Genomic DNA, 25953 nt, shown 5'->3' with positions numbered 1-25953 from the left:
TAGGTGCGTCTATGAATATTATTTTGATTCATGGAATGAACCAGCAAAATCAAACAGCTGAATCACTGCGTCAGCGCTGGTTAGGAATTTTCAAAAGCGGGCTGCATCATTGCCAGCAAGATGCCTATTATCCTTATTTAAAGCAGCACATCCGCATGCCCTTCTATGGAGACCTGCTTTCAAGGCACCATCTGCAAAATACATTAAACGCCAGCACATTGATGCCGCAGCATTGGCCGCATTTTCCATTTGTCCATACTGTTCCACTGCAGCCCAGCCCTCAGGCAGCGCATGAACACTCGCCCGAAATTTGCAACAATCCGCAGTTAAATGTCGAAGATGCGCTGAATTCCAACCCTAAAATAAAATGGATGGCCGCATTAAGCCGGGATTTGGCCCTGCGCGACTTTGCCCTGATCATTAATCATTTTCCTGACCTGCATGCCAGCCTGCTGCATAAATTTCTAGTCGAAACCTATCTCTACTTATCCAATCCGCACTTCATCCACGCTGTTCATGCACGGATTCATGAACAGCTGCACACAGCAAAACCGCAAATGATCATTGCGCATTCATTGGGCACCGTCATTGCCTACAATTTTATGATCCAGCACCCTGAACTGAATATTCAGAGATTTATCACGCTCGGCTCTCCGCTTGCATTCCGCGTCATACAGTCTCATCTTCCGCAGCCCATCCAAAGGCCGCCGTCTCTCGCGGGCGACTGGATCAATTTTTACTCTGCGGATGATTTCCTCACCGCCTTTCCCCTCTCGGAATCGCCCTTTAAATTTAAGCCGGCAATTATCAACCACGAAATTCGGACACAGCTTGAACATCCGCATGACATTGGCGGTTATCTGCAGCATCCGCTTGCGGTCGCGGCATTGCTGGAAATGCTCAAAAAAACGCCTTAAACGATGTATTTTTCAAGCTTTTTTCAGATATTGTTTTAAATTTATGCACTCGGTACAGAAATCTGAAATTATTTGTGGAAAAGCGTTTGACACCCCCCGGTTTTCACCCTAATATACGCCCACCTCTGAAACGTCCCTATCGTCTAGAGGCCTAGGACATCGCCCTTTCACGGCGGTAACCGGGGTTCGAATCCCCGTAGGGACGCCAATTTCAGAAGTACATTTTATTAAGTCCCTATCGTCTAGAGGCCTAGGACATCGCCCTTTCACGGCGGTAACCGGGGTTCGAATCCCCGTAGGGACGCCATTACTTCAGATCAAAAGTTCTGGTTTTAAAATTTAACTTCTGTACTGTCCCTATCGTCTAGAGGCCTAGGACATCGCCCTTTCACGGCGGTAACCGGGGTTCGAATCCCCGTAGGGACGCCATATTCGAGATTGAGATTTATCAAAATTTCATCTCATAAAAAAGCTCAAGCATTTAAGCCTTGGGCTTTTTTATTGCCTCTATTTTCAGCCAACCTGATCAGAGGCGCTGCATAATGTTTTCAAATTCCTATATATTCAAAAACAGCCTAAACACAATCATTATAAAACCGCATGAACATCACTTTGCATCACCTGCCTAATTCGCGCTCACAGCGCATCCTTTGGCTGCTGGAAGAATTAAATCTCAATTATGATTTGATTATTTACAGTAAGAACACAGCAGATAAGCCGAACAGACAGATGAAGTTCCCGACCCTGCACATCGAACAGAACAGCCAATCTCAGACACTGACTGAAAGCAGCGCGATTGCAGAATATTTATGCCAGCTTGAACAAAAAATCATGGTACAGCCTGCGGACAGCAGTTATTGGAATTTCTGTTTTTATAAAAATTTTGCAGATGCCGGCTTTATGCCTAACCTAGCCTTAAAACAGGTCTTTACACAGATTGCACAGCAAACCCCTTGGCCTGTGCGCTTTGTCAGCCTTGCATTTAAAGCGGCATTCAATCAAGGCTATTTAAACCCTGAACTTCAAAAACAATTGCAGATGCTGGTCAGCCATTTACAGCAAAACACTTGGCTGGCAGGAAACCAGTTCAGCATGGCCGATATTTTATTATGGTTTCCGCTGCAGGCTTGCGCATATGCCTATCCGCAATTTTCGGATTACCCTGCTTTAGAGCAGTACTTAACACAAATCAAAAGCAGGCCGGCCTTTCAATCTGCACTGCAGAAAGGGCGCTGGTCGGCTGAAGAGTTCCAGCGCTATTGGCAAATCACGCAATAACGCTGATGCATTTACCTGCAATCCCCATTAAGCCGATTTGCGCGAGTTCACACGGCCTTTAATCACCGCCGTCAAATTGCCTTTTAAGTACTTAAAAAAGACTTTTAATGGCGACAGTTTAGGATTTGGCTGCTTGCCTTCGCCGATGGCTTTAAACTGCGCCGCATACCAAATAATTTCCATAATTGCCATTTTATCGACCATTGGAATGCCGGTTTTAATTTTATCTACACCATACCGCACATCCTGCCCGGCCAGCAGGCGGTCTGCCAATGCCGTTTCTACCGCAAATGGACGCGCAATGCCGATAAACTCGCATGCGCCGCTGTCCAGCGCCGCATTCATGCCTTGCACCGTACGGAAGCCGCCCGTCACCATCAAATGGCATTTCACTTCCTTGCGGATTTTATCGGCAAAATCCAAAAAGTAGGCTTCGCGGGCAATCGTCGATGCTTGACGCTTCTCTTCTTTAGCACCCGCCATGGCTGGCGCTTCATACGTCCCGCCCGACACTTCAATCAAGTCAATGCCGGCTGCATCAATAGCCTTAAATACAGCAATCACATCTTCTTCGGTAATGCCCCCGCGCTGAAAATCGGCGGAATTCAGTTTTACCGCAATAATGAAGCGGTCTGATGTGGCAGCGCGCACCGCGTGATAAATTTCCAATAAAAAACGCATGCGGTTTTCTATTGAACCGCCCCATTGATCAGTACGCAGGTTGGTCAGGGGCGATAAAAACTGGCTGATAAGATAACCATGCGCGCCATGCAGCTGCACACCTTCAAAGCCCGCTTTTTCACATACTGCGGCTGCCGCGGCAAAACGCTGAATAATGTCTTTAATTTCATCTTCACGCAGCGCGCGCGGCGTGCCGAAGGTTGTTGCCAGCATTGGGCTGAACGGCACAGCAGACGGCGCTACGGTTTCTTTGTTCAGGCCTTTCGGACACTGGCGGCCCGGATGCGACAGCTGCACCAATTGCACCATGCCATGCTTTTTGCCGATATCGGCCCACTGCTTAAGCAAAGCCAAATCACGCTCAGATTCAATTGCCACGACGCCCGGTTCATTTTTGGCGCGGATATCCACCATGACATTGCCGGTAATGGCGCAGCCTAAGCCGCCTTTCGCCCATGCTTCATACAGGCCATAATGCAGATGATTCGGCTGCCCTTGAACGTTCGCCAGCGCTTCACTCATTGCGCCTTTAATAATCCGGTTTTTAAATTGTGCCCCGCGGATTTGAATCGGTTCTGCAAGATGGCTCATGTCGTTTCCGTTATTCTTTAAATAGTGCTTTTACTCTAACCATATTCTGCATGGCGTCAATAGCATATAGACAATTAATATTGTCAAATCATTCCAGTAAGGATCAGTATTGGCTGGCTTCAATCAGCTTTTGCGTATATTCCGTTTGCGGCTGCGCAAACAAAGCCTCTGTATCCTGAAATTCCACCATTTTGGCGCGGCGGAGCACCAGCACTTTTTGGCAGAGCGCTTTCACCACTTTCAAGTCATGACTGATAAACAGATAACTCATCCCGTCTTCCTGCTGCAGACGCCGCAGCAGGCGCACAATGGCGCGCTGCGTGGTGCGGTCAAGCGCAGAAGTCGGTTCATCCAGAATCAGCACTTTCGGCTGCAGCACCAAAGCCCGCGCCAAGGCAATGCGCTGCCGCTGTCCGCCAGACAGTTCATGCGGATAGCGCTGTTTAAAAGACACCGGCAGTTCGACTTTCTGCAAAGCCTCATCAATGCGCTGCTGAATGTCGTTTTTAGAAATATTCTTGAGCGCCAAGCCCTCACTGAGGGTCTGCTCCACATTTAAACGCGGGTTTAAGCTGCTGAACGGATCTTGAAACACAATTTGAAAATGACTGCGCAAAGGGCGCAGCTGTTTTTCATTCAGCTGATTTAAATCCTGTCCCAGCAGCAAAATTTGCCCATCACTGTCTATTAAACGTGAAACCGCCAAAGCCAGCGAACTCTTGCCGGAACCGCTTTCGCCCACAATGCCGATTGACTGCCCCTGCTGCAGCACCATGCTCAAAGGCTCAACCGCCACAACATAATCTTTGACCCGATTCAGCAGGCCTTGCTTGATTGGAAACTTCACACCTACATTGACCAGTTCGAGGACAGCTGGCTGCGGATTCAGCGTTAAAGCTTCGCCAAAATCATGATTGAGCAAATCTTGGGTATATGCCTGCGCAGGCGCATTAAAAATTTGCGCTGCATTGCCCTGTTCAACCGCTTGGCCCTGATGCATCACAATCACCTGATCGGCATATTTACGCACCAGATTCAGGTCATGGCTGATCAGGATCATGGCCATTTTCCGGCTTTGCTGCAGCAATTGCAGCAAGTTTAAAATTTGCGCCTGCAGCGTGACATCCAAGGCAGTGGTCGGTTCATCGGCAATTAAAATGTCAGGATCCAAAGCCAAAGCCATTGCAATCATCACGCGCTGGCGCTGGCCGCCCGACAGTTCATGCGGATAGCGTTTAAGCTTTTCTTCCGGCTCTGGAATGCCGACATCATTAAGAAGCTGGATCACCCGCTCACGGGTTTTGGCTTTAGACCAGCCGCGAAGCAGCAGGCTTTCGCCAATAATTTTTTCGACACGGTGCAGCGGATTCAGCGCGGTCATCGGCTCCTGAAAGATCATGGCGATCTTTTCACCGCGAATGCAGCGGAGCTGCGCCTGTGTCATTTCCAGAAGGTTTTGACCGCTGAATAGCGCCTGCCCAGACACCTGCAGCGTTTTCGGCAGCAGGCCCAGCAAGGCTAAACTGCTGATGGATTTGCCTGAACCGCTTTCGCCGACAATCGCCAGCGTTTCACCAGCCTGCAGCTCAAAACTGAGGCCTTGCACCAGCGGCTGCGCATCATCATCATGATCTATCCGCAGCTGATGCACGCGGAGCACCGTATTCGCAGCAGGATCTGCAGCGGTATCTGACGATGTATTATTGACGTCTTGGATCGAATGCATCGCGCGCCGCCTCCCCAATATAGATCAGCAATGACAGCACAATTGCTAAAGTAAAAAAACCAGACAGCGCAAGCCACGGCGCATTTAAATTATTTTTGCCCTGCAGCAGCAGTTCACCCAGTGAAGCGGCATCCGGCGGCAGGCCGTAACCTAAAAAGTCCAGCGCCGTCAGCGCGGTAATATTTGCTGTCAGCATGAAAGGCAGCTGAGATAGGCTTGAACTCATGGCATTCGGTAAAATATGGCGGAAAATAATGGCCCGGTCTGTAGCGCCTAGGCTGCGCGCGGCCCGCACATAGTCAAAATTGCGCGCGCGCAAAAATTCAGCCCGAACCAGCCCAACCAAGGCGGGCCAGCCAAACAGCAGCATAATGGCAAACAGCCAGTACACGCTTGGCGTAAACATGCTGACCAAAATCATCACCATGAACAGCATGGGCAAGCCGCCCCACACTTCCAGAATACGCTGGCCAATCAAGTCAATCCAGCCGCCGTAATAGCCTTGAACCGCGCCGACAGCGATTCCCAAAACAGCTGAGGCCAACGTCAAAGCAAAACCAAACAGCAATGACACACGAAGGCCATAGAGAATACGCGCCAGTACATCCCGCCCCTGATCATCGGTACCCAGCCAGTTCTGCGCTGTCGGCGCTGAAGGCACAGGCACTGCTAAATCGAGATTTGGCGTCTGATAAGAAAAATGGTTGATCGGCCACAGCGCCCAGCCTTTTTCATTAATCAGCTGCTGCACAGCCGGGTCTTTATAATCCGCTTCGGTTTCAAATACCCCGCCAAAGGCCGTTTCAGGATAATTTTTAAATACGGGCAGATAAAGGCTGCTGCCGTATTTCACCAGCAGCGGCTTGTCATTGGCAATCAGCTCCGCGCCTAAAGACAGCAGAAAAATAATGCTGAACAAAATAAAGCAGCCAAAGCCCAGTTTATTTTCTTTAAAGCGCTTTAAACGCGCCTGCATAATCGGGGACATTATTTCGCTCCCCGTGATTCAAAGTTGATGCGCGGATCAATGACCTGATACAGCACGTCACTGATTAACCGTAAAATTAAGCCCAGCAAGGTAAAAATGAATAAGGTTCCGAAAATCACGGGATAATCCCGCTGCACAATGGCTTCAAACCCCAGCAGCCCTAAACCGTCTAAATTAAAAATAATTTCAATGAATAAATTGCCTACAAAGAAAATGCCAATCAGCGCTTCGGGCAAACCCGCAATCACAATCAGCATCGCATTGCGGAATACATGCCCATACAGCACGCGTGATTCCGTTAAGCCTTTGGAACGCGCAGCCAGAACATATTGCTTGTTCAGCTCTTCCATAAAGGAGTATTTAGTCAAATAGGTCAGCCCTGCAAAGCCGCCGATCACCATGGCTAATAATGGCAGCGTCATATGCCAGAAATAATCAGCGGCTTTTCCAAAGGCGCTCAGTTCAGAAAAATTTTCTGACACCATGCCTTGCAATGGAAACCATTGGAAATACGATCCGCCAGCAAAAAATACAATCAGTAAAATCGCAAATGCAAAAGCCGGAATAGCGTAGCCAACCGCCAGCAGCAAAGAGGTGGCTTTATCAAATAGCAGGCCGTGCTGACGGGCTTTTTTAATTCCCAGCGGAATCGACACCAGATAAATCAGCAAGGTACTCCACAGGCCCAAAGACAGCGATACAGGCATTTTTTCCCACAGCAATTGGGTCACCGGCTTATCTTTAAAGAAACTGGTGCCAAAATCCAAAGTGGCGTAGCCTTTGAGCATTTGCCAAAAGCGTTCATGCGCGGGTTTATCGAAACCATATTGGGCTTCGATCTTCTGCACCATGTCTTCACTGAGGCCTTTCGCGCCTTGATACTTGCTTCCGCTCTGAGCCGTTTCCCCGCCGCCCGCCGTTCCCATGCCTTGAAAAGCTTCGGCCTGCTGGATGGCTTGCTCGACAGGCCCGCCCGGAGCGATTTGAATCACCACGAAGTTAATCAGCAAAATAATTAACAGTGTTGGGATAATCAATAACAAGCGTTTTAAAATATATGTGCCCATCCTGTTTTCCTTTTATTTTGGGCTTATTGCTTGCGCAGATAATTGGCAACTTTATTGGCCTGTGCGGCATCGCTCCACCAGTAATCAATGCCAGTGGACAGTTTGGGCTTGACCGCAGGCTGTTTGTACATATTCCAATACGCCAGCCAGTTTTCGCCTTTGCCGTAAGTTGGAATCTGATAGTACCCAGCGCGGAGCAATCGGTCCAAAGCACGAGTGCTGGTCACCAACGCTTGGCGGTCAGGGGCCCGAATCACCTGCTCTATCATGGCATCAATAGCAGGATTTTTAATGCCTGCATAGTTATAGTTGCCATCCTGATCGGCGGAAGCGCTCCCCCAAAACTGCGCCTGCTCATTGCCGGGACTTAAAGACTGCGGCATGACACTGGTGGTCATATCAAAATCTTTGCTCCGCATGCGCTCAATATACTGCGGCACATCCACTTGACGCACATTCACCTGAATGCCTAAACGTTTCATATTGCGCACAAAAGGCATCAATGTCCGCTGCAAGCCGTCCTGATGAATGAGAAATTCAATTTGTATTGGCTGCCCTTTATGATCCATTAATTGGCCATTCTTATATTTATAGCCGGCTTGAATCAGCAGCTGTCTGGCCTGTAATAAATTATTGCGGTTAAAGCCGCTGCCATCTGACACTGGATACTGCCAGTTTTTCAGCACACCTGCACGCTGAACAGGATCTAATTTGGCCAGCAGCGGATTCAGTATAGCCCGCTCGCCGGCAGACGGCATGCCTTTCGCTTCCAGTTCACTATTGGCAAAATAGCTTTGCAAACGCGTGTATTGGCCATAAAACAGCGCTTTATTCTGCCACTCAAAATCATAGGCATAGGTTAGCGCCTGACGCAGGCGGATGTCTTGAAAGGGATTGCGGCGGGTGTTGAATACAAAACTTTGCGTGGCAATCGGGTTGCTGTGCTTAAAGCGGTATTTCACCACCATGCCGGCTTTCACTGCAGGAAAATTATATTCCGTCACCCATTTTCTTGCCGTATATTCCTCATGCAGCGTGTACTGCCCAGACTTAAAGCCTTCAAAAGCAATATCTAAACTGCGGTAATAGACGTATTTCAAGCGGTCAAAATTATGGCGGCCTTTGTTGACCGGCAAATCTTTGCCCCAGTAATTGGGATTGCGTTTATAGCTGATGCTGCGCCCCGCATCAATCCGGTCAATTAAATACGGCCCTGAACCCAAGATCGGCTGCAACGTCACACGGGTAAAATCTTTTTCCGCCCAGTCCTTTTTTGAGTAAATGGGCATTTGCGACAAAATCAGCGGCATTTCCGCATTATTGTCCGATTTAAAACTCATTTTGACCTGATATTTAGACAGCACTTCAGTCTTGGCTAAATCGGCCAGATACATTTGCAGGCCAGGGTTTGACTTGGTTTGATAGGCATCAAAACTGTATTTCACATCATCTGCAGTCACGGCCGAACCGTCACTGAATTTGGCTTTTGGATTTAAATGGAAAATGACATAAGCTGTTTTATGCGGGTCAAAGGTGACACTTGTCGCCAGCAGCGGATACATTACGCCCGGTTCATCCAGGGAACTGCTCATCAATGAATCGAACAGATAATTGACCCCATCGACTGAACTGCCTTTGCCGTTCATGCTGTTCAAATTATCAAAGGTGCCATTGCTGGCGGTACTCAAATAACCGCCTTTCGGCGCCTTTATATTGGCATAGGGCATGATTGCCAAAGAGGCATATTTCGGCGCACTGTGCACCGCAATGAAAGGTGTGGTCTGCAGCGCAGCGCAGCCCCCTTGCGGCAGCGCTGCAGTTCCTAAAGCCAGTACATAAGGATAAACCTTGACGAATAAACTGTTCACATTGCTCCCTGCTGTGTGTTTGGCTTTAGTTCGGTACTTTAATGACGTCACCGATACGCAATGATGCAGAAGGCTGCAGATTATTTAATTCAGCCAAAGCGCCGCTCTCCATGCCATAACGGCTTGCCAAGCCAATCAGCGTATCGCCGCGTTTTATGCGGTATTCCGTGATGGTTTTTGGAATCTGAATTTTTTGCCCGACGCGCAAACCGGCGCGCGCACTTAAACTGTTCATATCCGCCAGTTCAGCAACGCCTAGCCCCGTACGGCCGGCAATCGAATTCAAAGACTCGCCTGCTTTTACGGTATAGCTTTCTGTGCTGCGCGAAGGTGCTGGCGCCGGTTTTGCCGCTGCAGGCGCGGCGCTTTTCTCCGCTTCCGGCAAGTCGCCGGCAATTTTTAATTTTTGGCCAATGCGGACAGAACCGGTGCGGCTCAAATTATTCAGATCCGCCAGATAATTCAGCTGCAAATGGTATTTTTGCGCAATCGAAGTCAGGGTTTCTCCCGATTTCACTGTATGCGTTTCCTGAACAAGGCCAGAACTGGCTTTGTCATTTTTGGATGATGATTTGGCTTCAGCTTTCATGGCAGGTTTAACTTCCGCCTTTTCTTCAGGCGCATCACCGGTCAGCTGAAGCTTTTGCCCAACACGCAGGCCGTTATTGCGGTTAATGCCGTTAACATTCGCAATATAATCAATGGTTAAATCATAACGGCCTGCAAGTGCAGAAAGCGTATCGCCCGGTTGCACCACATACTGTTCAGGCGTTTTCTTGATGGCGGGCACTTTCAGGGACTGGCCAGCGCGAAGGCCGGTATTGGCTGCAATATTGTTGATTTCCGCCAATTCAGACACGCTGATTTTAGATTGAGCGGCAACGCTATACAGCGTATCGCCGCGCTGTACGCTGTAGCTTTCTGTTTTATAGCTTGGTTCAAATTTCGCTTCGGCCTTAGGTTCCGCTTTTGCCGCCGGCTTTGCATTGCTGCTGGAAACAGATTCCACATCATTCAGCGGCACATTAATTTTTTGACCCGCCATCAGGTTGCTGAATGCAGTTAAGCCCGAAGTCAAATCCGCCAATTCCTGATTGGACAGTGCATAGCGGTCGGCAATCAGTTTCAAATACTCGCCGCGTTTTACGGTATAAGTCTTGGTAGGCACTTTAAGGGCTTTTTTCTCAGCCTCGGCTTTTTTGCTGTCGGCTTCAAGTTTCGCCTTCGATGCGGCTGTTTCTTTCAGCGAAAGCTTCTGCCCCACAATTAAGCCGCTGGTCGTGCTGATATTATTGAAATCCGCCAGCTGCTTCACCGATAAGCCAAATTGGCTGGCAACACCTGTTAAACTGTCATTGGCTTTCACGACATAATTTTCTGGCTGAACTTTTGACTTTGATTCTTCCTGCTGCGCGGCCGGTTTCGCATCGTATAAATAGATCACGGTTCCAACAAACAGCTTAGAATCCGCATCCATTTGGTTCCACTTGGCAATATCACGCCAGTTCACGCCGTTTTTCATGGCGATCACCGCCAGCGTATCGCCAGACTGAACGGTATAGGTGCTGCGTTTCCCTTTTGGCGCAACCACGACCACTTCTGAATCTGTTTTGATGTAGTTTTTGCCTAAATTCCGCTTCGCCTCATCAGAGTCCGGACGGGTATTTTCAGCGACGCTTTTCGGATAAGCAAAGCCTTTGGTCAGCTCTTTACCCTGCTGGTCGGCAATAGATTGGCTGGTTTGAATTGCGGTCAGCTTAATTTTACCGTCATAGGGATCAACAATTTCAGTGCCTTTAGGCGCTAAAGCAGTCAGCTCTTGAACCACTTCATCCTGTTCCGCTTTCGTCGCAACAGGTTTCAGCACTTCATCAACTGTTTTGGTTTCGCCCTCAGCCTTAATCGCCGCCATGATTTGTTCGCGCTCTTTTGCTGACAATGGCGGTTCTGCAGACACGGCTTTAACTGGCGCTGCCGGTGTCACGGCAACAGGAATACGCGGCGCGCTGGGGATATTCGTACTGGATGCGAAGGCAGCTAAAGCATCAGAACCTCTTGGCGTCTGCGCTTGCGGGCGCCCCAAAGCGCTATTGCTGGATACCGCCACAGCCGGCTTCACAGCCACTGCCGGCGTCTTAGCAGATGCCAACACTGGCGGTACAGATATTGAAGGGACAACCGTTTTAGTATTTAAGGCCGGCGGTGTTTCACGCGAAGGTGCAATAGTGACATTATTTTTAGGCAAGTCCTGGCTAAAACCGCCCGCCCAGTAGCCGCCCGCAGACGATTTCATCTTTTTCAGCTTTGCATCTACCGATGGGCTGATGTCAGCGGGAATTAAAATTTTCATCGGGCTGCCCGTGTCAATCACTTCACCGCGGTGCCCAGGATTTAATGCATATAGTTCTGAACGGCTTAAGCCTGTAACAGAAGAAACCTCATCTAGGCTGGCAGGCCCAACCATCACTTCACGGAAATGAGGGCGGTTGGCAATGGGCGGCAAACTTACGCCATAAGCGTCCGGATTTTTAATAATCTGCGCGACCGCCAAAAACCGCGGCACATAGTTCATGGTTTCCTGCGGCAATTTTAAAGACCAGTAATCGGTCGGCAAACCGGCAGCTTTATTGCGGTTAATTGCCTGCTGAATGCGGCCTGGGCCTGCATTATAAGATGCCAGCGCCAATTCCCAAGAACCAAACTGATTATACAAACTGCCTAAAAATTCATAAGCGGCCCGTGTAGATTCCACCACATCACGGCGCCCATCGTACATACTGGTCTGCTTTAAGCCATAAATACGCCCAGTGCTTGGAATAAACTGCCAAAGGCCAGCGGCGGCGGCGCTTGAAGTTGCTGCAGGATCATAAGAACTTTCGATCACAGGAAGCAATGCCAACTCGGTCGGCATGCCGCGGCGCTCCGCTTCTTTTACAGTGTGATACAGATAACGCGATGCGCGCGCGCTCAACCGGTCAATATAGGGCTGACGGGAGGCAAACCAGCCGCGCTGCGCTTCAATGCGGGTATCCCAATGGTTTAAATCCATTTTAAAGCCAACAGTCATGCGCTTCCACACATCGCCATGCTTTAAAACTTGCAGGCGGTCGCCTTCCACTGCCCGCATATCTGTTGCAGAAAGCAAATCTTCCAAACCATCTAAGCTATTGGCATCCAAATAGCCCGATGAACCAACCATTTTCGACTTCGACCCATGTGTTGTGCTGGAAGTAGATGAACAGCCCGTTAAGCCTAAAGCAGCTAACGCTGAACCCAGTACTGTAATTTTGAATAATGACGGGAAAGTAGGCTGACACCAGATCGTGGTTGGTTTATACATAAAAAATCCAAACAACTCGTATAAAATTTATTTTTTAGATATGCCATTGTAGTGAAGCGCCACTCAGACACAAGGCGTTAATTTAACGTGTTTCGAGTATAAATGTTACAAGAAATTAAAAAAACGTCGTGATATCGCTTCCTCATTTGCAATTGCGTTATACAATACTCCCTTGAACTCAGCCTTAACTTTCCGGATTCATATTTATGTCACAAACAATCACGCTTTATGTCGATGGCGCCTGCAAGGGCAATCCCGGTTTAGGCGGATGGGGTGCATACATTATTACAGAATCTGCAGAGCATAAAATTTGCGGCGGCGAAGCGGAAACCACCAATAACCGCATGGAGCTGACTGCAGCGATTGAAGGTGTGCTGTTTTGCCCAATGGATGCCAAACTGATCATTTGGACAGATTCCAACTATGTCAAGCAAGGCATTACAGAATGGATTCACGGCTGGAAAAAGAAAAACTGGAAAGATGTCAAAAATCCTGACCTTTGGAAAAAACTGGATGCTGTATGCCAAGGCCGTGAGATTGAGTGGAACTGGATTAAAGGCCATGCAGGCCACGCCGGCAATGAAATGGCGGATCAGTTGGCCAACCAAGGCGCAGAAGAAACCGCAGCCCAGTTAAAAAACGGCAATGCCGTCGAAACTAAAAAAAAAGCGGAATCTGACTGGCTCTTGAATGATCCTTTTGGATTGGATGCCTCGGATGACGAAGAAGAATATTCCGAAGATGAAATGCACGATGCGGAATCAACGGACGCAGCGGGTGATGCGCCGATCAACACATGGGCTGAAGATGCGCTGGACGAGGCTGTTCCTGCAGACGCAAGCAGAATTCCTGCAAAGCAGGCATCAAACGCGCCGATTCATCCGGCAGTCGTCATTACACCCGCCACATTGGACCTGCAAGGCCCGCGCCAGCTGATTCTGGATACCGAAACCACCGGTTTTTATTTCCAGGACAGCGACCGCATTATTGAAGTCGGCGCAATCGAAATGATTAACCGCAAGCTGACCGGCAGTTCCATTCATATTTATATCAACCCGCAAAAGCCTGTGGGCGAATCTGAAAATATTCACGGCATCAGCGATGACTTTTTAAAAGACAAGCCGCTGTATGCAGAAATTGCCGAGGCTTTATACGAGTACTTAAAAGGCGCAGAAATTATTGCGCATAACGCAACCTTCGATATGAACTTCTTAAATATGGAGTTCACCCGCGCCGGCTTTGGTGCGCTGTCGAATGTCTGCGAAGTGACCGATACGTTAAGCATGGCAAAAGCCAAGCACCCTGGGCAAAAAAACTCGCTGGATGCGCTGGTTCGCCGCTATGAAATTCCGCAGCGTGACCGTACTTTCCACGGCGCCTTGCTGGATGCGGAAATCCTGTCCGATGTTTATTTAGCCATGACTGGCGGGCAGGTTTCATTTGACATCGACGCCCTGACTCATTCTGAAAGCGCTCAAGGCAATGCGTCCAGACAGGCCGTGCAAATTGAGCTGCCTGCCATTATGCCAAGCGAAGAGGAATTAGCAGAGCATGAGAATTGGGTCAAACAATTTGAAGAAAAACATGGAACACCTTGCCTTTTCGCAAAATAAAATCTGAATTCCGTGTTACTTTTTGTATTTAAACCATTAAAACTTACGCTATAGTAAAACAAAAGATGGCCCGCCTGAACAAGGCGGTTCACAAACAAGATAAAACCCTAGGAAAGGTGCAGATCCATGTCCTACCAAACCTCTATTCATTTTGATCCAACGGCATTGCTGATAATAAAAAATGAGGTTGATAACTCGATCAAGTTAGTCGAATCAGCAGTCAGCACCTTAGTGGAAGACCAAACTTTGCCTTTCGGCATTGATGATGCGCTCAATCAATTCGAGCAATGCTCACAGGTTCTGGCGCTGATTGATATGTCCAGCCTTGCTAAAATTGCACAATATTCTGCAGAATTAATGCGCAAGATCATGGGGAATCCTGCCATCATTAACTCAACAGATGTGATTGCGCTCAGCGAAGGCACCACCATGCTGAAGCGCTATATTGAATTCATCTGCTTGCGTGAAGTCAAAATTCCGCAATTCTTATTAGATACGCTCAACCGTCTAGAATTGTCATTAGGTAAGCCGCTGACTTCTGAGGGCCAGCATATCGAGACCCTGCTCGACTCAATCACCCCAGATTTTGATTTGCCTCAAGCGCCGGCTTTGGAAAAATCAAAATATGTGCACCGACTGTATAAACTGGCTTTAAACAAGCTGCTGAAGCAGGAAGAAACTGAATCTGACCTGCAAGCCATTAAGCTGGCGGGCGCATATTTAGCAGGCCTGTCTGAAAAGCACCCAAGCAAGCAGTACTGGAACCTGGTTTTTAACGCGTTTAATCAACTTGACCATTTGCTGCTCAGCGAACCCCGCCTGCGCACCTTCATCAGCATTGAACGCAATATGGCGCAGTATTTCAGCGCGCCTGAACGCTATAAAGCATCGCTTGCGGATATTGCAAATGTGCTCAGCCTCTGCATCAGCCAAGAAGATGAAGTGTCGCAGCATATCCGCGGCAAATTGAATATTGGAGACGACCTGCTGACTGATATCCAGCTTCAAGTCTTCAGCCGTCATTTGTATGGCCCTGATTTTGACACCATGCATACCATCAGTGATTTAGTCACTGCTGAAATGACGCAAATCCGCAATGATATTGAGTTCAACTATCAGAATATGACACCTGAAAAAACTCAGGAACTGCAAGCTAAACTGCTTCAGCTGGGCAACATATTCAAAGTGCTGAACTTGAACGAAGCGCATAATGATCTGACTCGCCAAGCCGCATCCTTAAACCAAACAGAAATTTTGAAAGATGAAAATTTTGCGCAGCAGCTGATGAACTGTATCTTATCTGCCATGAATTCGATTGGCGTGCTGGAACGTCACCACACTTCAAGCCGTCTGCAGCTGCGTGTCAACAACATGAACATTTCATTAGACCGCCTAGACGAAGCGCATGAAGCGCTGCTGAATGAAACCAAGCTTTTAATTGATGCAGCCAGCCAGACTTTAGTTCAGTTTGTAAAAGAGCAAGATCCTGCCCTATTGCAGACAATTCCTTCGCAATTGCGCGAAATTGGCGGCGCCTTGCTGTTCTTGAATGCTGAAACAGGCCGAGATGCGCTGAATGCTGCCGCGTCTTTCCTGCAAAACCGCATGGATGCAACCGATGCGATAGACGCGCAAAACATTAACCATGTTTTAGATACGCTGGCGAGCGCAGACATGCTGATCGACAATTTAAAGAACAAATTGCCTGTATTGCACACGATGTTTAAGGTAGCATTGGAAAGCAGTGATAAACTGAAATCTGCAGCCTAATGACCACACTCTCGCTTGCCTATATTTTCAAACAGCAGCAGCTGTTAGTCGATGAACATTATCAGCTTCCTCAAGTTGAAAGCCTGGCAAGCGATTTGCTGATCAGCGCGGGTGATCAAGTGATTGCCCGTGACCTTCTGGATCATGAGCCCATCCCTGACGGCTTGCAGCTCGTACCGATCCGCCAATTGCTCCAGCTTTGGAATATCAAAGAGTTTGAACAGGCCAGCCGCGCTATTCAGCTTTTAGAATGGCGCCGCAACCATAAATTCTGCAGCCACTGCGGACATAAAACCGATGTTCACGCCAGTGAATATGCTATGGTTTGCCCTTCCTGCGGCTATCATCAATATCCGCGTGTCAATCCCTGCGTCATTACCGTGATTACCCGCGGCCAAGATGAAATTTTGCTGGCCAAAAATGCCCGCAATAAAAACAGTGAAATGTACGGCTTAATTGCTGGCTTTATTGAAGTTGGAGAAACGCTGGAAGATGCTGTGCGGCGGGAGACGCTGGAGGAAGTCGGCTTGACGCTGCAAAATATTCAATATCTGGCCAGTCAGCCCTGGCCTTTTCCAAGCAATTTAATGATCGCGTTTAAAGCAGAATACGCTGCGGGTGAAATTAAACTGCAGCCCGAAGAAATCAGTGATGCCGCCTTCTTTAAATTTGATCAGCTGCCGGAAATTCCATTTAAAGGCAGTATTGCGCATGCCATGATCATGCATGCGATTCATGGCACGGCTGTTGCGGATGATACGCAGGCTTGGCTTTAAGCCAGAACCAAACGCGTTTCAGCCGATTATTTTAATGCATCGTCCAAGGCGCGCATAATAGCTGTTTTAGTGCTAAAAAAACGGCTGAACAAACTGGAAACAGAACCAATCATCGTAATATGCCCAACCCGCGGCACAGAAATCAGCTGGCTGTAATTGCCCCGCTCCCGCAGCTTGGCATCAAAATCCATGCTGTTGCTGTGGCCGACAATGTTGTCATTGGCTGCCGTAAACAAATAATGCTTAATGGAGTTTTGCTCCACAAAATAGTACGGCATTACCTGCTGATACGGCAGGTTCTGATCAAAGGCATCGGCGCAAAGCGGGTCGCCCTTATAATCAAAATGATAGGGTCCAGCCAAACCGATAATCGCCCGAATCTTATCCTTGCTTTGCAGCGGATACGGGTGTGGATTATACAGAGCCGACATCACATTGAATGCGCCTGCAGAATGCCCCATCAGCACAATATTCTCGGCGGCTATCTGCAATTTTTGCTGTGACTGGCTGAGAAAATTCAGCGCCAGGCTTAAATCATCAATGTAACTTGGAAAGATATGCTTAGGCGCAAGATGGTAGTTAATCACCGCCACATCAAAGCCTTCTTTGGCAAAAGCTTCGCCGATAAAGCTGTAATCCTTTTTATCCCCATGCATCCATGCCCCGCCATGCACAAAAACAATCAGCGGGCGCTGCTGGCGCGGCGCGCTGCTTCGGTATAAATCGAGCCGGTGGCGCGCTTTCAGGCCATACGGCACATTGTGCTGTACGGTATAGCCCTGCTTTGGCGTTAACCGGTTTAATGCATAACTGCCAAAGTCATAAATGCGGAAATTCCGATACATGAATTTCGCAAGTTCAATTTTCTGATGGAGCTGCTTTTTCCAGCTTTTCACATTAAGGTGCATTATTCGGTTCAGCTGTATCCGGGTCTATAGCAACAGGCGTTTGCGCTTCTACAGCGCCATTGACCATCGGTGCTGAAAAGCTTGACGCAGTTGAGGCTGGCGGAAGGCCCTGATCAATATTATCCACCAAAGTCACAATTTTGGTCACATTGCCCACTTGCTGCAGCACCTGATTCAAATCATTGATTTCAGCCGTATTCAAACGCCCCATGACATACAGGACGCCATCTTCGGTATGAATATTGACTTTGCTGTCCGAAACCACGGGCGCTTTCATAATCAGCCCACGAGTATTCGCTGTTACAGCCGTATCTTGCATAATGGTGTTATAGTTGATCTGATTGCCGACAGTAATAAAGTTGTGAATGCTTTTCACATCACTCATGGCTTTAACATTGTCTTCGGCCAGCTGCTTAAGGTGCTCATCGGGAACCTGCCCCGTCAGCAGCACATTGCCATGAAAACTGTCGATGTTGACACGGGCCTGCTTAAAGCGCGAATCCAATTTATATAAATTAATTTTTGCTGTTCTAACAATTGAAGAATCAATAAAAACCTGACCTAAAGAACGCGCACCGCTTTCTGTGCCTACAGGCGCTGTGCCTGTACCGCCGGAAATAAAACTGGCGCATCCTGATAAACTTGCGACACATAACATTGTCATTGCAATACGCTTAACCACTCAGCATGACTCCTCAATATTTTTTTTCAGTCGATTTCTATCTATGCATTTACACAGTATATTTGTTCAAAGATTAATAAACTCTTGATCAAAAGTAAAAGCATTTTCTATCCATTGCAAATCATAAGTGAAATTGGAAAAATCATGCTGTAGTGATTTTGCAAACCGTTGATAAAAATCAAAACAAATCACATCAAAGCGGCAAAAATACTGTTGAAAACTAGGCTGTTCATTCAGAAAATACAGGGCAGTTTTTAGCATTTTACGCTGCTTATGTATAGAAACGGTTTCAGAAGCCTGTGCATATGCCGTTTTAGACCGCGCTTTGACTTCAATAAACAGCAGTTCCTGGCCGCGCTGCACAATCAGATCAATTTCACCAAAACGGCTGTGATAATTGGCCTGCACCAAAGAAAAACCCTGCCGCTCGGCCAATTTAAGCGCCTGCTGTTCAGCCCATTGCCCCATCTGCATCAATTCTGCTTCCCTTTAAAATGAATAAATTCAATGCATTTAAATGACCGTTACGCCTTTTCCTGTATTGTGATAGCAATGCGGTGTACGCTGAATGTGGTTGCCGTTAATTTGGATCAGCCCAGTTCTCCCCTCAAAAACCGCTTCTTTCAGTTTTGGGTTCTGCAGATACAGCTGCGCAATGCTCCATGCATCGCCGCCAAAGGCCAGCATGCGCTGATAAGGCATTGTGACCGGATGCTGCTGATAAGCGCTGTACAGTTCCGCCCATTGACCGCGGTACAGCGCAGGCGTATCGCAGAATTTCATGCCTTTCGGAATCGGCTGATCTTCCTCAATGGCATTGGATACTGTATAAATCTGTTTTTTCGGCAATTTCTGCTGCCCATTCATCCACTCATTATTTCCCAGCAGCAGCAATGCCTGATGCCTTTTTAATTTTTTTGGCGGCGCATGTACCACTTGCATTTGCAAGCCCGCCTGCGTGACCAAAGACATTAAAAACAGCTCATGCTCTGTTTCCGCGCCCGGCTGACGCAGCACCAGCAGCTCCTGCATCCGGTCTTCCGCCAGTATTTTCTGCAAGGCTTGCGCATCATCTTTTTTCGCGAGGCTGAATTGCGTGATATTGCCCGCCTGCGCGGCGCCTTCATTCAGCGTTAAAACCCGTATTTTAGGTCTGGCTTTCATCAGCGCATCCACCTCTGCGCGCGCCAAAGGCCCCACGATCAGCTTGGTCTTTGGGGTAATATTTTTCTTCAGCACTTTGGCTATTTGTTTTTGATCAGAATTCACAAATTTAAGGGGTTCTGGATGGCCAGACGCCGCATATGCGCTTTGAAAACCCAGCTTGATGCTCGATGCCGCTCGCGCCATAGGGCCAGATTCGGGTAAAATAACCAAAACCTCTGCTTGGGCGTAAGTCATTCCTCCCATCAACGCCAATACAAGTAAATTTTTCTTATTATTCCGCTTATTCTTAAACATGGAGAAACCTATGGGTGCTCAGTTATTTGTTGTTGCGACTCCAATCGGGCACTTAGATGATATTAGTTATCGTGCAATTAATGTTCTGAAGTCGGTTAATATTATTGCCGCAGAGGATACACGAACTTCTGCGCAATTACTTAAACACTTTAATATTCAAACACCGCTAACCGCCTGCCATGATCACAACGAAAGCAATAAGATTGATCAGCTGATTCAGCGCCTGAAAAATGGCGAAGATATGGCGTTAATCAGTGACGCCGGCACACCGCTGATCAGCGATCCGGGCTTTAAGCTGGTGCGTGCCGCGCAAGAACACCATATTCAAGTCATTCCTGTACCAGGCGCCTGCGCCGCCATTGCTGCGCTCAGTGCCGTGGGGCTGCCCAGCGACCGTTTCAGCTTTGAAGGTTTTTTACCGTCAAAACAGTCACAGCGCCTTTTAGCGCTGCATAAGCTGAAAGATGAAACCCAGACCATGATTATTTATGAAGCGCCGCATCGCATTGTCGCGTGTTTAAAAGATATGGCTGAGGTGTTTGGCGCAGAGCGGCCTGTCGGTTTTGCCCGTGAAATTACCAAGACCTTTGAAACCATAAAAAAAATGACGCTGGGCGAATTGGTGACTTTTGTGGAATCTGACCATAATCAGCAAAAAGGCGAAATTGTCTTGGTGATTGGCGGCGCAACTGCAGAAAAAGATTTGGAACAGGAAAAGCTGGATCAATTGCTGACCCGGCTGCTGCAGGACTTATCGGTGAAAGCGGCCTCTCAGTTAGCCGCCGACTTAACCGGTATTAAAAAGAAAGTCGCCTATCAGCGCGCTTTGGAACTCACTCAAAATAATGATGAATCCTAATCCGCGCAGCAGCGCATAAGCGGCTCTGCTAATAAGAAAGGCATGTTCAATATTGGTCATGGATATGCTTTTCTTAGCACTTAAATATACAGAAGCAGCGTCTAAGCAGCGGAATTATTGAGTCCGCATTTGAATCCTTGAGGACGTGATGCCATACTTTTAGAATAATGATCAACACCTCAATAACAATAACCGCATGATGGCAAAACCCACGTTTAAACCGGTCTATCTATTCAATCTCTTTTGGCTGACTGGACTGCTGCATATTGCATATTATGGCTCAAAGCCTTATCCGCATTATATTTTTGATCAGATGATGACACCGGATGCTCAGGCCGTATTCATTACTTGCGGTATTTTTTCGATTTACTTTATTGCCGGCAATATTTTGCGCCTTACGCCTCTTTGGCAGACGCCGCGCTATTGGCCTTATATTTTTCTCAGCGCTATTTTAGTATTTCAAGCATTCATTGCCTTTATTGGGGCAATGCATGCTCCGCCTTACTGGGGAGCTCTGATCATCAACTGCATGTTTATGCTGCTGGCGCATTTTGTATTTTATCCGCTCTACGCCATCAGCAAAAAATACACAGAAAAGAAAAACACTGCCTAAAAGCAGTGTTTTTTATCAGTCGTGCGCGTTTTCATCCGGCGGCACTTCAGTAATCCTGCCGCCGCGCGCCAAGAATGCTGCCACTTCATCTTCCAATGTCTGACGCTGTTTCAGCTTAGCAGTGACTGTCAATGTTTCCGCTTCTGCAACATCACCGTCAGATGCGCCTTCTGATGCATCTGAAGCGCCTTTTTCGGCTGCTTTCGCTTCATCATCATCTACTGCAGAATCTTCTGATTCATCATAATCATTCATTTCTGTCATCTTGCTCTCCCCACGAATGACTGCTTGTACTGGTCAGGCAAAAACCTGATTTTGATTTAGAAGAAATTTATCAATCTCTTTGGCTTTCGCATAGAGCTAATCACCATAAAATCGTATCTTTTTTGATCAAAATCGTAATCATGCATTTACAGATGCTTAAAAAACTCGCTATTTCAGCTTATGCGCAATAACGGGTCGCTTTCAAAGAAGATAAGCCGCTGGCCTGAGCCATAAACGCGTCTTTTAAAATGTGCTGATTTTCGACTTGCTTCAAGCCAAAATTGCGCGTCCAAACCACGGGAAACAATGCTGCAGTTTCCAGCCAGCCAATAGCAGACATGCTGTGCATCATGGCATCATTTTGCCCTTTGCGGCGGTGCTCATAGCGCTTTAAGGTCTGCTCATGCGCCCACACGCCGCGCGCCTTGTCATGCAGCAGCGCATCGCACAGCACCGCGGCATCTAAACAGCCAATATTCACGCCTTGACCTGCCAGCGGATGAATCACATGGGCAGCATCGCCTATCAGCGCTAAACCGGCTTTGACATACTGCTGCGCCGCACGCGCTTTCAGCGGGAACTTGGCCCGCGGTGTAGCATCCAACACTTCACCCAGCATGTGATGGCTTTCACGGGTTAAGAGCGCCTTAAAATCTTCATCTGATAAAGCTGCATATTCATCTGCATAATCGTCTGGCAACGTCCAAACAATCGACTGCCAATAACCGTTTTGCTCAAAGCTTAAGCTCGCCATCGGCAAAAATGCCAGCGGCCCAGTTTCCAAGAAAATCTGACGCGCCATATGCAAATGCGGCTGTGCGGTGCGGATCGCGCAGCTGATGCCTGCCTGCTGATAATCCAGCACATCAATATCAATAAACGCTTGTTCACGGACAAAAGAATTAGCGCCATCGGCCCCGATCACCAATTTGGTTTTCAGCTGAGTGCCGTCCGCCAAATGAATATGCCAAATGCCGACACCTTCTTCAACACGAATCACTTTAACTTGAGTTCGATAATCTTTGAGCTGTTCCAGCATTTGCTGCTGTATCGCCAAATTCAAAATGCTGGGTTCCACCATTGAACCCAGTGCCTGCTCTGCACTTGGGGTGCGCTCAGAAGCATGTCCAAAATTGATTTCGCCATAGCCATTTTTATTCCACACCTGCATGCCGCTATAGGGCATCTGACGGGCTAATTTCTCCCAAACACCTACTGTTTTCAGCAAATGAATAGTGGCTTGGCTCAGCGCCAATACGCGCGGATTGGCAACGGCTAAATTCTTTTCTGCATCCAAAATTGGCGCGGCATCCAAGACAGTCGCCTGTACGCCGCCTTGCGCTAACAGCAGCGCTGCTAAGCCGCCCACCAAACCGCCGCCAATAATAACTGCATCCAATACCGGATCATGACTCATATTCATGCTTTCAGCCCCATTGCATAATTTGCGACCAGCGGTTTAATACCGGGAATCGTGTCAAATGCCACCAAGCCTGTATTGCGGATGAATTTTAAAATTGGGTTTTGGTTGCTGAAACCGCGCACTACAGAATCACAGAATTTAATCACCCGCTGCTGATCGGTCAGGCGGGACTTTTCATAATCCAGCAGCATGGCGGCGTCACCCAAGTCGGAAGCTTGAGTATTTTGCTCGATTAAATAGCGGCGCAGCACATAAGCATCCCGCATGCACAGGTTAAAGCCCTGTCCTGCAACCGGGTGAATGGTATGAGCGGCGTTGCCCATCAGCACCACACGGCCGACCGCCTGCTTTTCTGCCAATACTTGTGACAGCGGAAAACTGAAACGCTTGCCGGTTTTTTGGAACTTGCCAGCGCGGTCGCCATAAGTCTGCTGCAAGGCATCTAAAAAGTGCTGATCATTTTCATCGCCCATCCACTCACCTTCTGTACCCGCAGGCACTGGCCAAACCACAGAACGGCGGTATTCACCCGGCAGCGGCAGCAGCGCTAAAGGCCCCAGCGGGCTGAAACGCTCAAAGCCGACATGATTATGCGGTTTTGAGGTTTGCACAGTGGTGACAATCGCCACTTGATCATAATCATGTTCAGATGCGCCAATGCCTAAAGCTTTGCGGCAGAATGAATCGCGGCCATCAGCCGCAATCACTAATTTTGACTGCAGTGCAATTTTTTCTGCTCCGCGGATGGCTTCAATATATGCCCAATCTGCATCTTGGGTTAAAGAGGTGACTTGCACGCCATCGATCAGTTCAATCAAGGCGTCTTGCTTAACCTGTTGCAGCAGTACCCGGCCCAGCCATGCATTTTCAATGACCTGTCCAAAGCTTTCGACTTTTTCCTGTTCTGCTTTTAGGCGGGCTTTGCCGAAACTGCCCTGCTCTGTAATGTGGACTTCATAGATTGGCGTTGCATGTTCCTGCAAGGCCTCCCACAGGCCCAGCTCTTGATAGATTTGCACAGTGCGGCGCGACAGTGCGCTGTTTCGCGCATCAAAACTGGAATGATAGGGAGCAAGATTGGCATCATCATAATTTGGATATTGAATGGCTTCGAGCAGCTTCACGCCAATATCCGCTTTTGCCAACATAAGCGCCAGACTCAGTCCGACCATACCGCCGCCAACAATAATGACTTCTTGCTGCATGCTTTCATCCTTTTTTATGAGGTACTCGAATTCAGGAGATTCATTCGAAATACGTATAATCTGTAATGGATTTTATATTACATCAAGGACATGCATTTTTATAATGAATTAGAAATTTGTTGCAGGATTGAGTACTCAACCGCTTCATCCTTTGTGGATAGCTAAGCCAAGGGCCAATCTTGTTGCTATGGTATTTTCTGCTGAACATTTAGAAATTTATTTAAGCGAATGAATCAAATGCGCAGACAATTAATTAAAGAATAGGCATAAAATATGATAAATCATTTAAAACGCCCCAGCATTCACCATTGGGCTTAAAATATAATTTAAGATTATGATTAATATAGGATAAAATTAGTTTTTTATTCCCACGCAGAGAGATCTCTGACAAACTCAGTACAGTCCAAGCGACAAAGCTATGACGTCCCAACTTTTAAGTTTATTGGTATAAAGAGTAAGCGCCATGAAGCTCACGAGCAAAATTTCTCCATACGATATTAGATGGCCCATACTCTTTCATGCAGCCAAAGCACAAATTGCAAAGGCTTTTGGAACTGAACTGATTGATATTCACCATGTCGGAAGTACTGCCGTTTCGGGTCTCGCTGCCAAGCCAGAAATCGACATACTGATTGAGGTTTCTGCACATATCAATGAAACTGCTCGAAATAATGTCATGCGTGGCCTCGGATATGTACGTGGCAGTGATCTGTCATCAGGCCACCATTTCTACCGTCGAGATATAAATGGAGTGCGGACACACAAAGTGCATGTCTGTATTTCAGGTCATCGTGAAATTGATAGAATGCTTCGATTTCGAGATGTGCTAATCAATCATAAAGAAATTCGACAAAGTTATCAGGACTTAAAACTCGAATTAGAGAAAAGCAATACGGGCGGCATTGCTGAATATCTCATCCGCAAGGCGCCTTTTATCGAGAATGTTATGGAGTCGCTCACGGATTAAAGTCACTTTAGAGGATTATCACAGCCATAGCTAAGCTGCCATTATTAACTGAATCAAAAGAAAATCTAAAACGCCTATCACGATCAAATCTGCAGGAGGCAGTCTAAGAGACTAATACGAAATCCCCTGACAGGATGTCAGGGCTTAAATAAGTATTTCACATCAGGTGTATCATGTTAATTTTAAGGAAACTTAAAAATGAAGAAATTAGAAATCATTTTTTCAGTAATCTTATCCCTCATTATTTTGTGGGGCATCCAATGGATGTTTCATGGTTTTCCGACAACAAATTAAAACCATATTCCTATTAATCGTAGATTTTTACTAAGAAACAAATGGCACTGACAACAGAAAATTTCCTCAATATTGCGATGAAAAACACCATCAATGCTGAAATTGCTTTTAGGCTTCCCCAGCTTGGTTTAGATCAATGTATGCTCACAGCTGGATGCCTATTTCAAACGATATGGAATCATCAATCACAATTACCATTAACTTGGGGAATAAAAGATTACGATGTTTTCTATTTTGATGAAGATTTATCTTTTGAAGCTGAAAACAAAATTATTAATTCTGCTCAAAAACTTTTCCAAGATTTAGATATTAATATTGAATTAAAGAATCAAGCCCGTGTTCATCTTTGGTATAGCAGCCGATTCGGTGGACAATACCCAAAATTAGAATCAACTCAAGATGGTATAGACCGTTATCTAATTTCAGGAACATGCCTTGGTTTAGATATTGAATCGCACAAAATTTATGCTCCAAATGGCTTCTCTGATATAGAACAAGGAATTCTTCGCATTAATCCTAAAAATTACAAGTTAGATCTATTCCACCAAAAAGCTAAAAGTTATCAAGCTCGCTGGCCTTGGCTTAAAATTATAGAGCCTAATTCGCAAGCTGTTTAACATAAAACTTCTAATACAAAATAAAAAAAGCCAGTCATCAGACCG

22 protein-coding genes and 3 tRNA genes are annotated in these 25953 nt (G+C 47.2%); 12 read left to right on the top strand and 13 right to left on the bottom strand.

Annotation, left to right across the window (positions count from 1 at the left end; all coding sequences use genetic code 11):
- Positions 1-11: 11 nt before the first annotated feature.
- The 5 genes from JZ784_RS08025 to JZ784_RS08005 all read left to right on the top strand — a co-directional run bounded on the left by JZ784_RS08025 (position 12) and on the right by JZ784_RS08005 (position 2195).
- Positions 12-917 (top strand): alpha/beta hydrolase, encoded by a 906-nt coding sequence (locus tag JZ784_RS08025; protein WP_346314476.1) that lies wholly within the window; start codon positions 12-14, stop codon positions 915-917.
- Between the two features lie 132 nt (positions 918-1049).
- Positions 1050-1125 (top strand) — tRNA-Glu (locus JZ784_RS08020).
- Positions 1126-1148: 23 nt separating this feature from the next.
- Positions 1149-1224 (top strand) — tRNA-Glu (locus JZ784_RS08015).
- 46 nt (positions 1225-1270) lie between these two features.
- Positions 1271-1346, top strand: a tRNA-Glu gene (locus tag JZ784_RS08010).
- 171 nt (positions 1347-1517) lie between these two features.
- A complete protein-coding gene (locus tag JZ784_RS08005; RefSeq protein WP_346314475.1) occupies positions 1518-2195 on the top strand; it encodes a glutathione binding-like protein in 678 nt (225 codons plus the stop codon).
- A gap of 27 nt (positions 2196-2222) precedes the next feature.
- Here JZ784_RS08005 and JZ784_RS08000 read toward each other — a convergent pair whose 3' ends face one another.
- The 6 genes from JZ784_RS08000 to JZ784_RS07975 all read right to left on the bottom strand — a co-directional run bounded on the left by JZ784_RS08000 (position 2223) and on the right by JZ784_RS07975 (position 12456).
- Positions 2223-3467, bottom strand: coding sequence for an NADH:flavin oxidoreductase/NADH oxidase family protein (locus JZ784_RS08000; protein ID WP_346314474.1), 1245 nt, complete (start codon positions 3465-3467; stop codon positions 2223-2225).
- 103 nt (positions 3468-3570) lie between these two features.
- A complete protein-coding gene (locus JZ784_RS07995) occupies positions 3571-5193 on the bottom strand; it encodes a dipeptide ABC transporter ATP-binding protein (protein WP_346314473.1) in 1623 nt (540 codons plus the stop codon).
- Positions 5168-6181 carry an ABC transporter permease gene (locus JZ784_RS07990; RefSeq protein ID WP_346314472.1) on the bottom strand — a complete coding sequence of 338 codons (1014 nt, stop codon included), beginning with the start codon at positions 6179-6181 and terminating at the stop codon, positions 5168-5170. Before JZ784_RS07990 ends, JZ784_RS07995 begins: the two co-directional genes overlap by 26 nt.
- Positions 6181-7248: a microcin C ABC transporter permease YejB gene (gene yejB / locus JZ784_RS07985; protein WP_346314471.1), complete on the bottom strand. Its 1068-nt coding sequence runs from the start codon at positions 7246-7248 to the stop codon at positions 6181-6183. The genes JZ784_RS07990 and yejB overlap by 1 nt, the downstream gene beginning before the upstream one ends.
- A gap of 23 nt (positions 7249-7271) precedes the next feature.
- Positions 7272-9080, bottom strand: coding sequence for an extracellular solute-binding protein (locus tag JZ784_RS07980; protein ID WP_346314683.1), 1809 nt, complete (start codon positions 9078-9080; stop codon positions 7272-7274).
- 61 nt (positions 9081-9141) lie between these two features.
- Positions 9142-12456: a LysM peptidoglycan-binding domain-containing protein gene (locus JZ784_RS07975; protein WP_346314470.1), complete on the bottom strand. Its 3315-nt coding sequence runs from the start codon at positions 12454-12456 to the stop codon at positions 9142-9144.
- Between the two features lie 206 nt (positions 12457-12662).
- Here JZ784_RS07975 and dnaQ point away from each other — a divergent pair, with 206 nt between their 5' ends.
- The 3 genes from dnaQ (at position 12663) to nudC (ending at position 16615) form a co-directional block, all read left to right on the top strand.
- Entirely contained in the window at positions 12663-14069 is a 1407-nt protein-coding gene (gene dnaQ, locus JZ784_RS07970; protein ID WP_005008425.1) for a DNA polymerase III subunit epsilon, read from the top strand.
- A 126-nt stretch (positions 14070-14195) separates the two neighbouring features.
- The gene (locus tag JZ784_RS07965; protein WP_346314469.1) at positions 14196-15839 is read left to right on the top strand and encodes a chemotaxis protein; all 1644 of its coding nucleotides are present in this window, start codon (positions 14196-14198) and stop codon (positions 15837-15839) included.
- Positions 15839-16615 carry an NAD(+) diphosphatase gene (nudC, locus tag JZ784_RS07960; protein WP_130147712.1) on the top strand — a complete coding sequence of 259 codons (777 nt, stop codon included), beginning with the start codon at positions 15839-15841 and terminating at the stop codon, positions 16613-16615. Before JZ784_RS07965 ends, nudC begins: the two co-directional genes overlap by 1 nt.
- A gap of 26 nt (positions 16616-16641) precedes the next feature.
- Here nudC and JZ784_RS07955 read toward each other — a convergent pair whose 3' ends face one another.
- The 4 genes from JZ784_RS07955 to JZ784_RS07940 all read right to left on the bottom strand — a co-directional run bounded on the left by JZ784_RS07955 (position 16642) and on the right by JZ784_RS07940 (position 19666).
- On the bottom strand, positions 16642-17523 hold the full coding sequence (locus JZ784_RS07955) for an alpha/beta hydrolase (RefSeq protein ID WP_005008414.1): 882 nt from the start codon (positions 17521-17523) through the stop codon (positions 16642-16644).
- Positions 17513-18205: a BON domain-containing protein gene (locus JZ784_RS07950; protein WP_005008412.1), complete on the bottom strand. Its 693-nt coding sequence runs from the start codon at positions 18203-18205 to the stop codon at positions 17513-17515. The genes JZ784_RS07955 and JZ784_RS07950 overlap by 11 nt, the downstream gene beginning before the upstream one ends.
- 66 nt (positions 18206-18271) lie before the next feature.
- Positions 18272-18679, bottom strand: a complete 408-nt coding sequence (locus JZ784_RS07945) for a YraN family protein (protein ID WP_130147717.1) — start codon at positions 18677-18679, stop codon at positions 18272-18274.
- A 39-nt stretch (positions 18680-18718) separates the two neighbouring features.
- On the bottom strand, positions 18719-19666 hold the full coding sequence (locus JZ784_RS07940; protein WP_346314468.1) for a penicillin-binding protein activator: 948 nt from the start codon (positions 19664-19666) through the stop codon (positions 18719-18721).
- A gap of 10 nt (positions 19667-19676) precedes the next feature.
- On the opposite strand from JZ784_RS07940, the gene rsmI reads away from it, so the two are divergent.
- Both rsmI and JZ784_RS07930 read left to right on the top strand, forming a co-directional pair.
- Positions 19677-20525, top strand: a complete 849-nt coding sequence (gene rsmI, locus JZ784_RS07935) for a 16S rRNA (cytidine(1402)-2'-O)-methyltransferase (protein ID WP_346314467.1) — start codon at positions 19677-19679, stop codon at positions 20523-20525.
- Positions 20526-20721: 196 nt separating this feature from the next.
- Positions 20722-21138 carry a hypothetical protein gene (locus JZ784_RS07930; RefSeq protein ID WP_346314466.1) on the top strand — a complete coding sequence of 139 codons (417 nt, stop codon included), beginning with the start codon at positions 20722-20724 and terminating at the stop codon, positions 21136-21138.
- Between the two features lie 15 nt (positions 21139-21153).
- On the opposite strand, the gene JZ784_RS07925 is transcribed toward JZ784_RS07930, so the two are convergent.
- From JZ784_RS07925 to ubiH, 3 genes are all read right to left on the bottom strand, one after another.
- The gene (locus JZ784_RS07925; RefSeq protein WP_005008401.1) at positions 21154-21402 is read right to left on the bottom strand and encodes a hypothetical protein; all 249 of its coding nucleotides are present in this window, start codon (positions 21400-21402) and stop codon (positions 21154-21156) included.
- 178 nt (positions 21403-21580) lie between these two features.
- Positions 21581-22819 (bottom strand): FAD-dependent monooxygenase, encoded by a 1239-nt coding sequence (locus JZ784_RS07920; protein ID WP_346314682.1) that lies wholly within the window; start codon positions 22817-22819, stop codon positions 21581-21583.
- A 2-nt stretch (positions 22820-22821) separates the two neighbouring features.
- Positions 22822-24030: a 2-octaprenyl-6-methoxyphenyl hydroxylase gene (gene ubiH / locus JZ784_RS07915; protein ID WP_346314465.1), complete on the bottom strand. Its 1209-nt coding sequence runs from the start codon at positions 24028-24030 to the stop codon at positions 22822-22824.
- A gap of 463 nt (positions 24031-24493) precedes the next feature.
- Here ubiH and JZ784_RS07910 point away from each other — a divergent pair, with 463 nt between their 5' ends.
- Together JZ784_RS07910 and JZ784_RS07905 are read left to right on the top strand one after the other, a co-directional pair.
- Complete coding sequence (locus JZ784_RS07910) at positions 24494-24997, top strand: GrpB family protein (RefSeq protein WP_346314464.1); 504 nt, start codon at positions 24494-24496, stop codon at positions 24995-24997.
- A 335-nt stretch (positions 24998-25332) separates the two neighbouring features.
- Entirely contained in the window at positions 25333-25908 is a 576-nt protein-coding gene (locus JZ784_RS07905; RefSeq protein WP_346314463.1) for a nucleotidyltransferase family protein, read from the top strand.
- Positions 25909-25953: the final 45 nt, after the last annotated feature.

It is taken from the genome of Acinetobacter sp. CWB-B33, assembly GCF_039655955.1.
GTDB classification, from domain to species: Bacteria; Pseudomonadota; Gammaproteobacteria; order Pseudomonadales; family Moraxellaceae; genus Acinetobacter; species Acinetobacter bouvetii.
The sequence above is the reverse complement of the archived record's forward strand: the minus strand, read 5'-3'. Positions and strand labels throughout refer to the sequence as shown.

What these genes read in the sequence shown, in the direction of transcription:
- nudC (WP_130147712.1), top strand. Translation starts at nt 15,839, where the DNA reads ATGACCACACTCTCGCTTGCCTATATTTTCAAACAGCAGCAGCTGTTA.
- JZ784_RS07930 (WP_346314466.1), top strand. Translation starts at nt 20,722, where the DNA reads ATGATGGCAAAACCCACGTTTAAACCGGTCTATCTATTCAATCTCTTT.
- JZ784_RS07955 (WP_005008414.1), bottom strand. Translation starts at nt 17,523, where the DNA reads ATGCACCTTAATGTGAAAAGCTGGAAAAAGCAGCTCCATCAGAAAATT.
- JZ784_RS08000 (WP_346314474.1), bottom strand. Translation starts at nt 3,467, where the DNA reads ATGAGCCATCTTGCAGAACCGATTCAAATCCGCGGGGCACAATTTAAA.
- JZ784_RS07920 (WP_346314682.1), bottom strand. Translation starts at nt 22,819, where the DNA reads ATGAGTCATGATCCGGTATTGGATGCAGTTATTATTGGCGGCGGTTTG.
- JZ784_RS07945 (WP_130147717.1), bottom strand. Translation starts at nt 18,679, where the DNA reads ATGCAGATGGGGCAATGGGCTGAACAGCAGGCGCTTAAATTGGCCGAG.
- JZ784_RS08005 (WP_346314475.1), top strand. Translation starts at nt 1,518, where the DNA reads ATGAACATCACTTTGCATCACCTGCCTAATTCGCGCTCACAGCGCATC.
- JZ784_RS07940 (WP_346314468.1), bottom strand. Translation starts at nt 19,666, where the DNA reads ATGTTTAAGAATAAGCGGAATAATAAGAAAAATTTACTTGTATTGGCG.
- JZ784_RS07990 (WP_346314472.1), bottom strand. Translation starts at nt 6,181, where the DNA reads ATGTCCCCGATTATGCAGGCGCGTTTAAAGCGCTTTAAAGAAAATAAA.
- JZ784_RS07965 (WP_346314469.1), top strand. Translation starts at nt 14,196, where the DNA reads ATGTCCTACCAAACCTCTATTCATTTTGATCCAACGGCATTGCTGATA.
- yejB (WP_346314471.1), bottom strand. Translation starts at nt 7,248, where the DNA reads ATGGGCACATATATTTTAAAACGCTTGTTATTGATTATCCCAACACTG.
- ubiH (WP_346314465.1), bottom strand. Translation starts at nt 24,030, where the DNA reads ATGCAGCAAGAAGTCATTATTGTTGGCGGCGGTATGGTCGGACTGAGT.
- JZ784_RS07995 (WP_346314473.1), bottom strand. Translation starts at nt 5,193, where the DNA reads ATGCATTCGATCCAAGACGTCAATAATACATCGTCAGATACCGCTGCA.
- JZ784_RS07925 (WP_005008401.1), bottom strand. Translation starts at nt 21,402, where the DNA reads ATGACAGAAATGAATGATTATGATGAATCAGAAGATTCTGCAGTAGAT.
- JZ784_RS07975 (WP_346314470.1), bottom strand. Translation starts at nt 12,456, where the DNA reads ATGTATAAACCAACCACGATCTGGTGTCAGCCTACTTTCCCGTCATTA.
- JZ784_RS08025 (WP_346314476.1), top strand. Translation starts at nt 12, where the DNA reads ATGAATATTATTTTGATTCATGGAATGAACCAGCAAAATCAAACAGCT.
- dnaQ (WP_005008425.1), top strand. Translation starts at nt 12,663, where the DNA reads ATGTCACAAACAATCACGCTTTATGTCGATGGCGCCTGCAAGGGCAAT.
- rsmI (WP_346314467.1), top strand. Translation starts at nt 19,677, where the DNA reads ATGGGTGCTCAGTTATTTGTTGTTGCGACTCCAATCGGGCACTTAGAT.
- JZ784_RS07905 (WP_346314463.1), top strand. Translation starts at nt 25,333, where the DNA reads ATGGCACTGACAACAGAAAATTTCCTCAATATTGCGATGAAAAACACC.
- JZ784_RS07910 (WP_346314464.1), top strand. Translation starts at nt 24,494, where the DNA reads ATGAAGCTCACGAGCAAAATTTCTCCATACGATATTAGATGGCCCATA.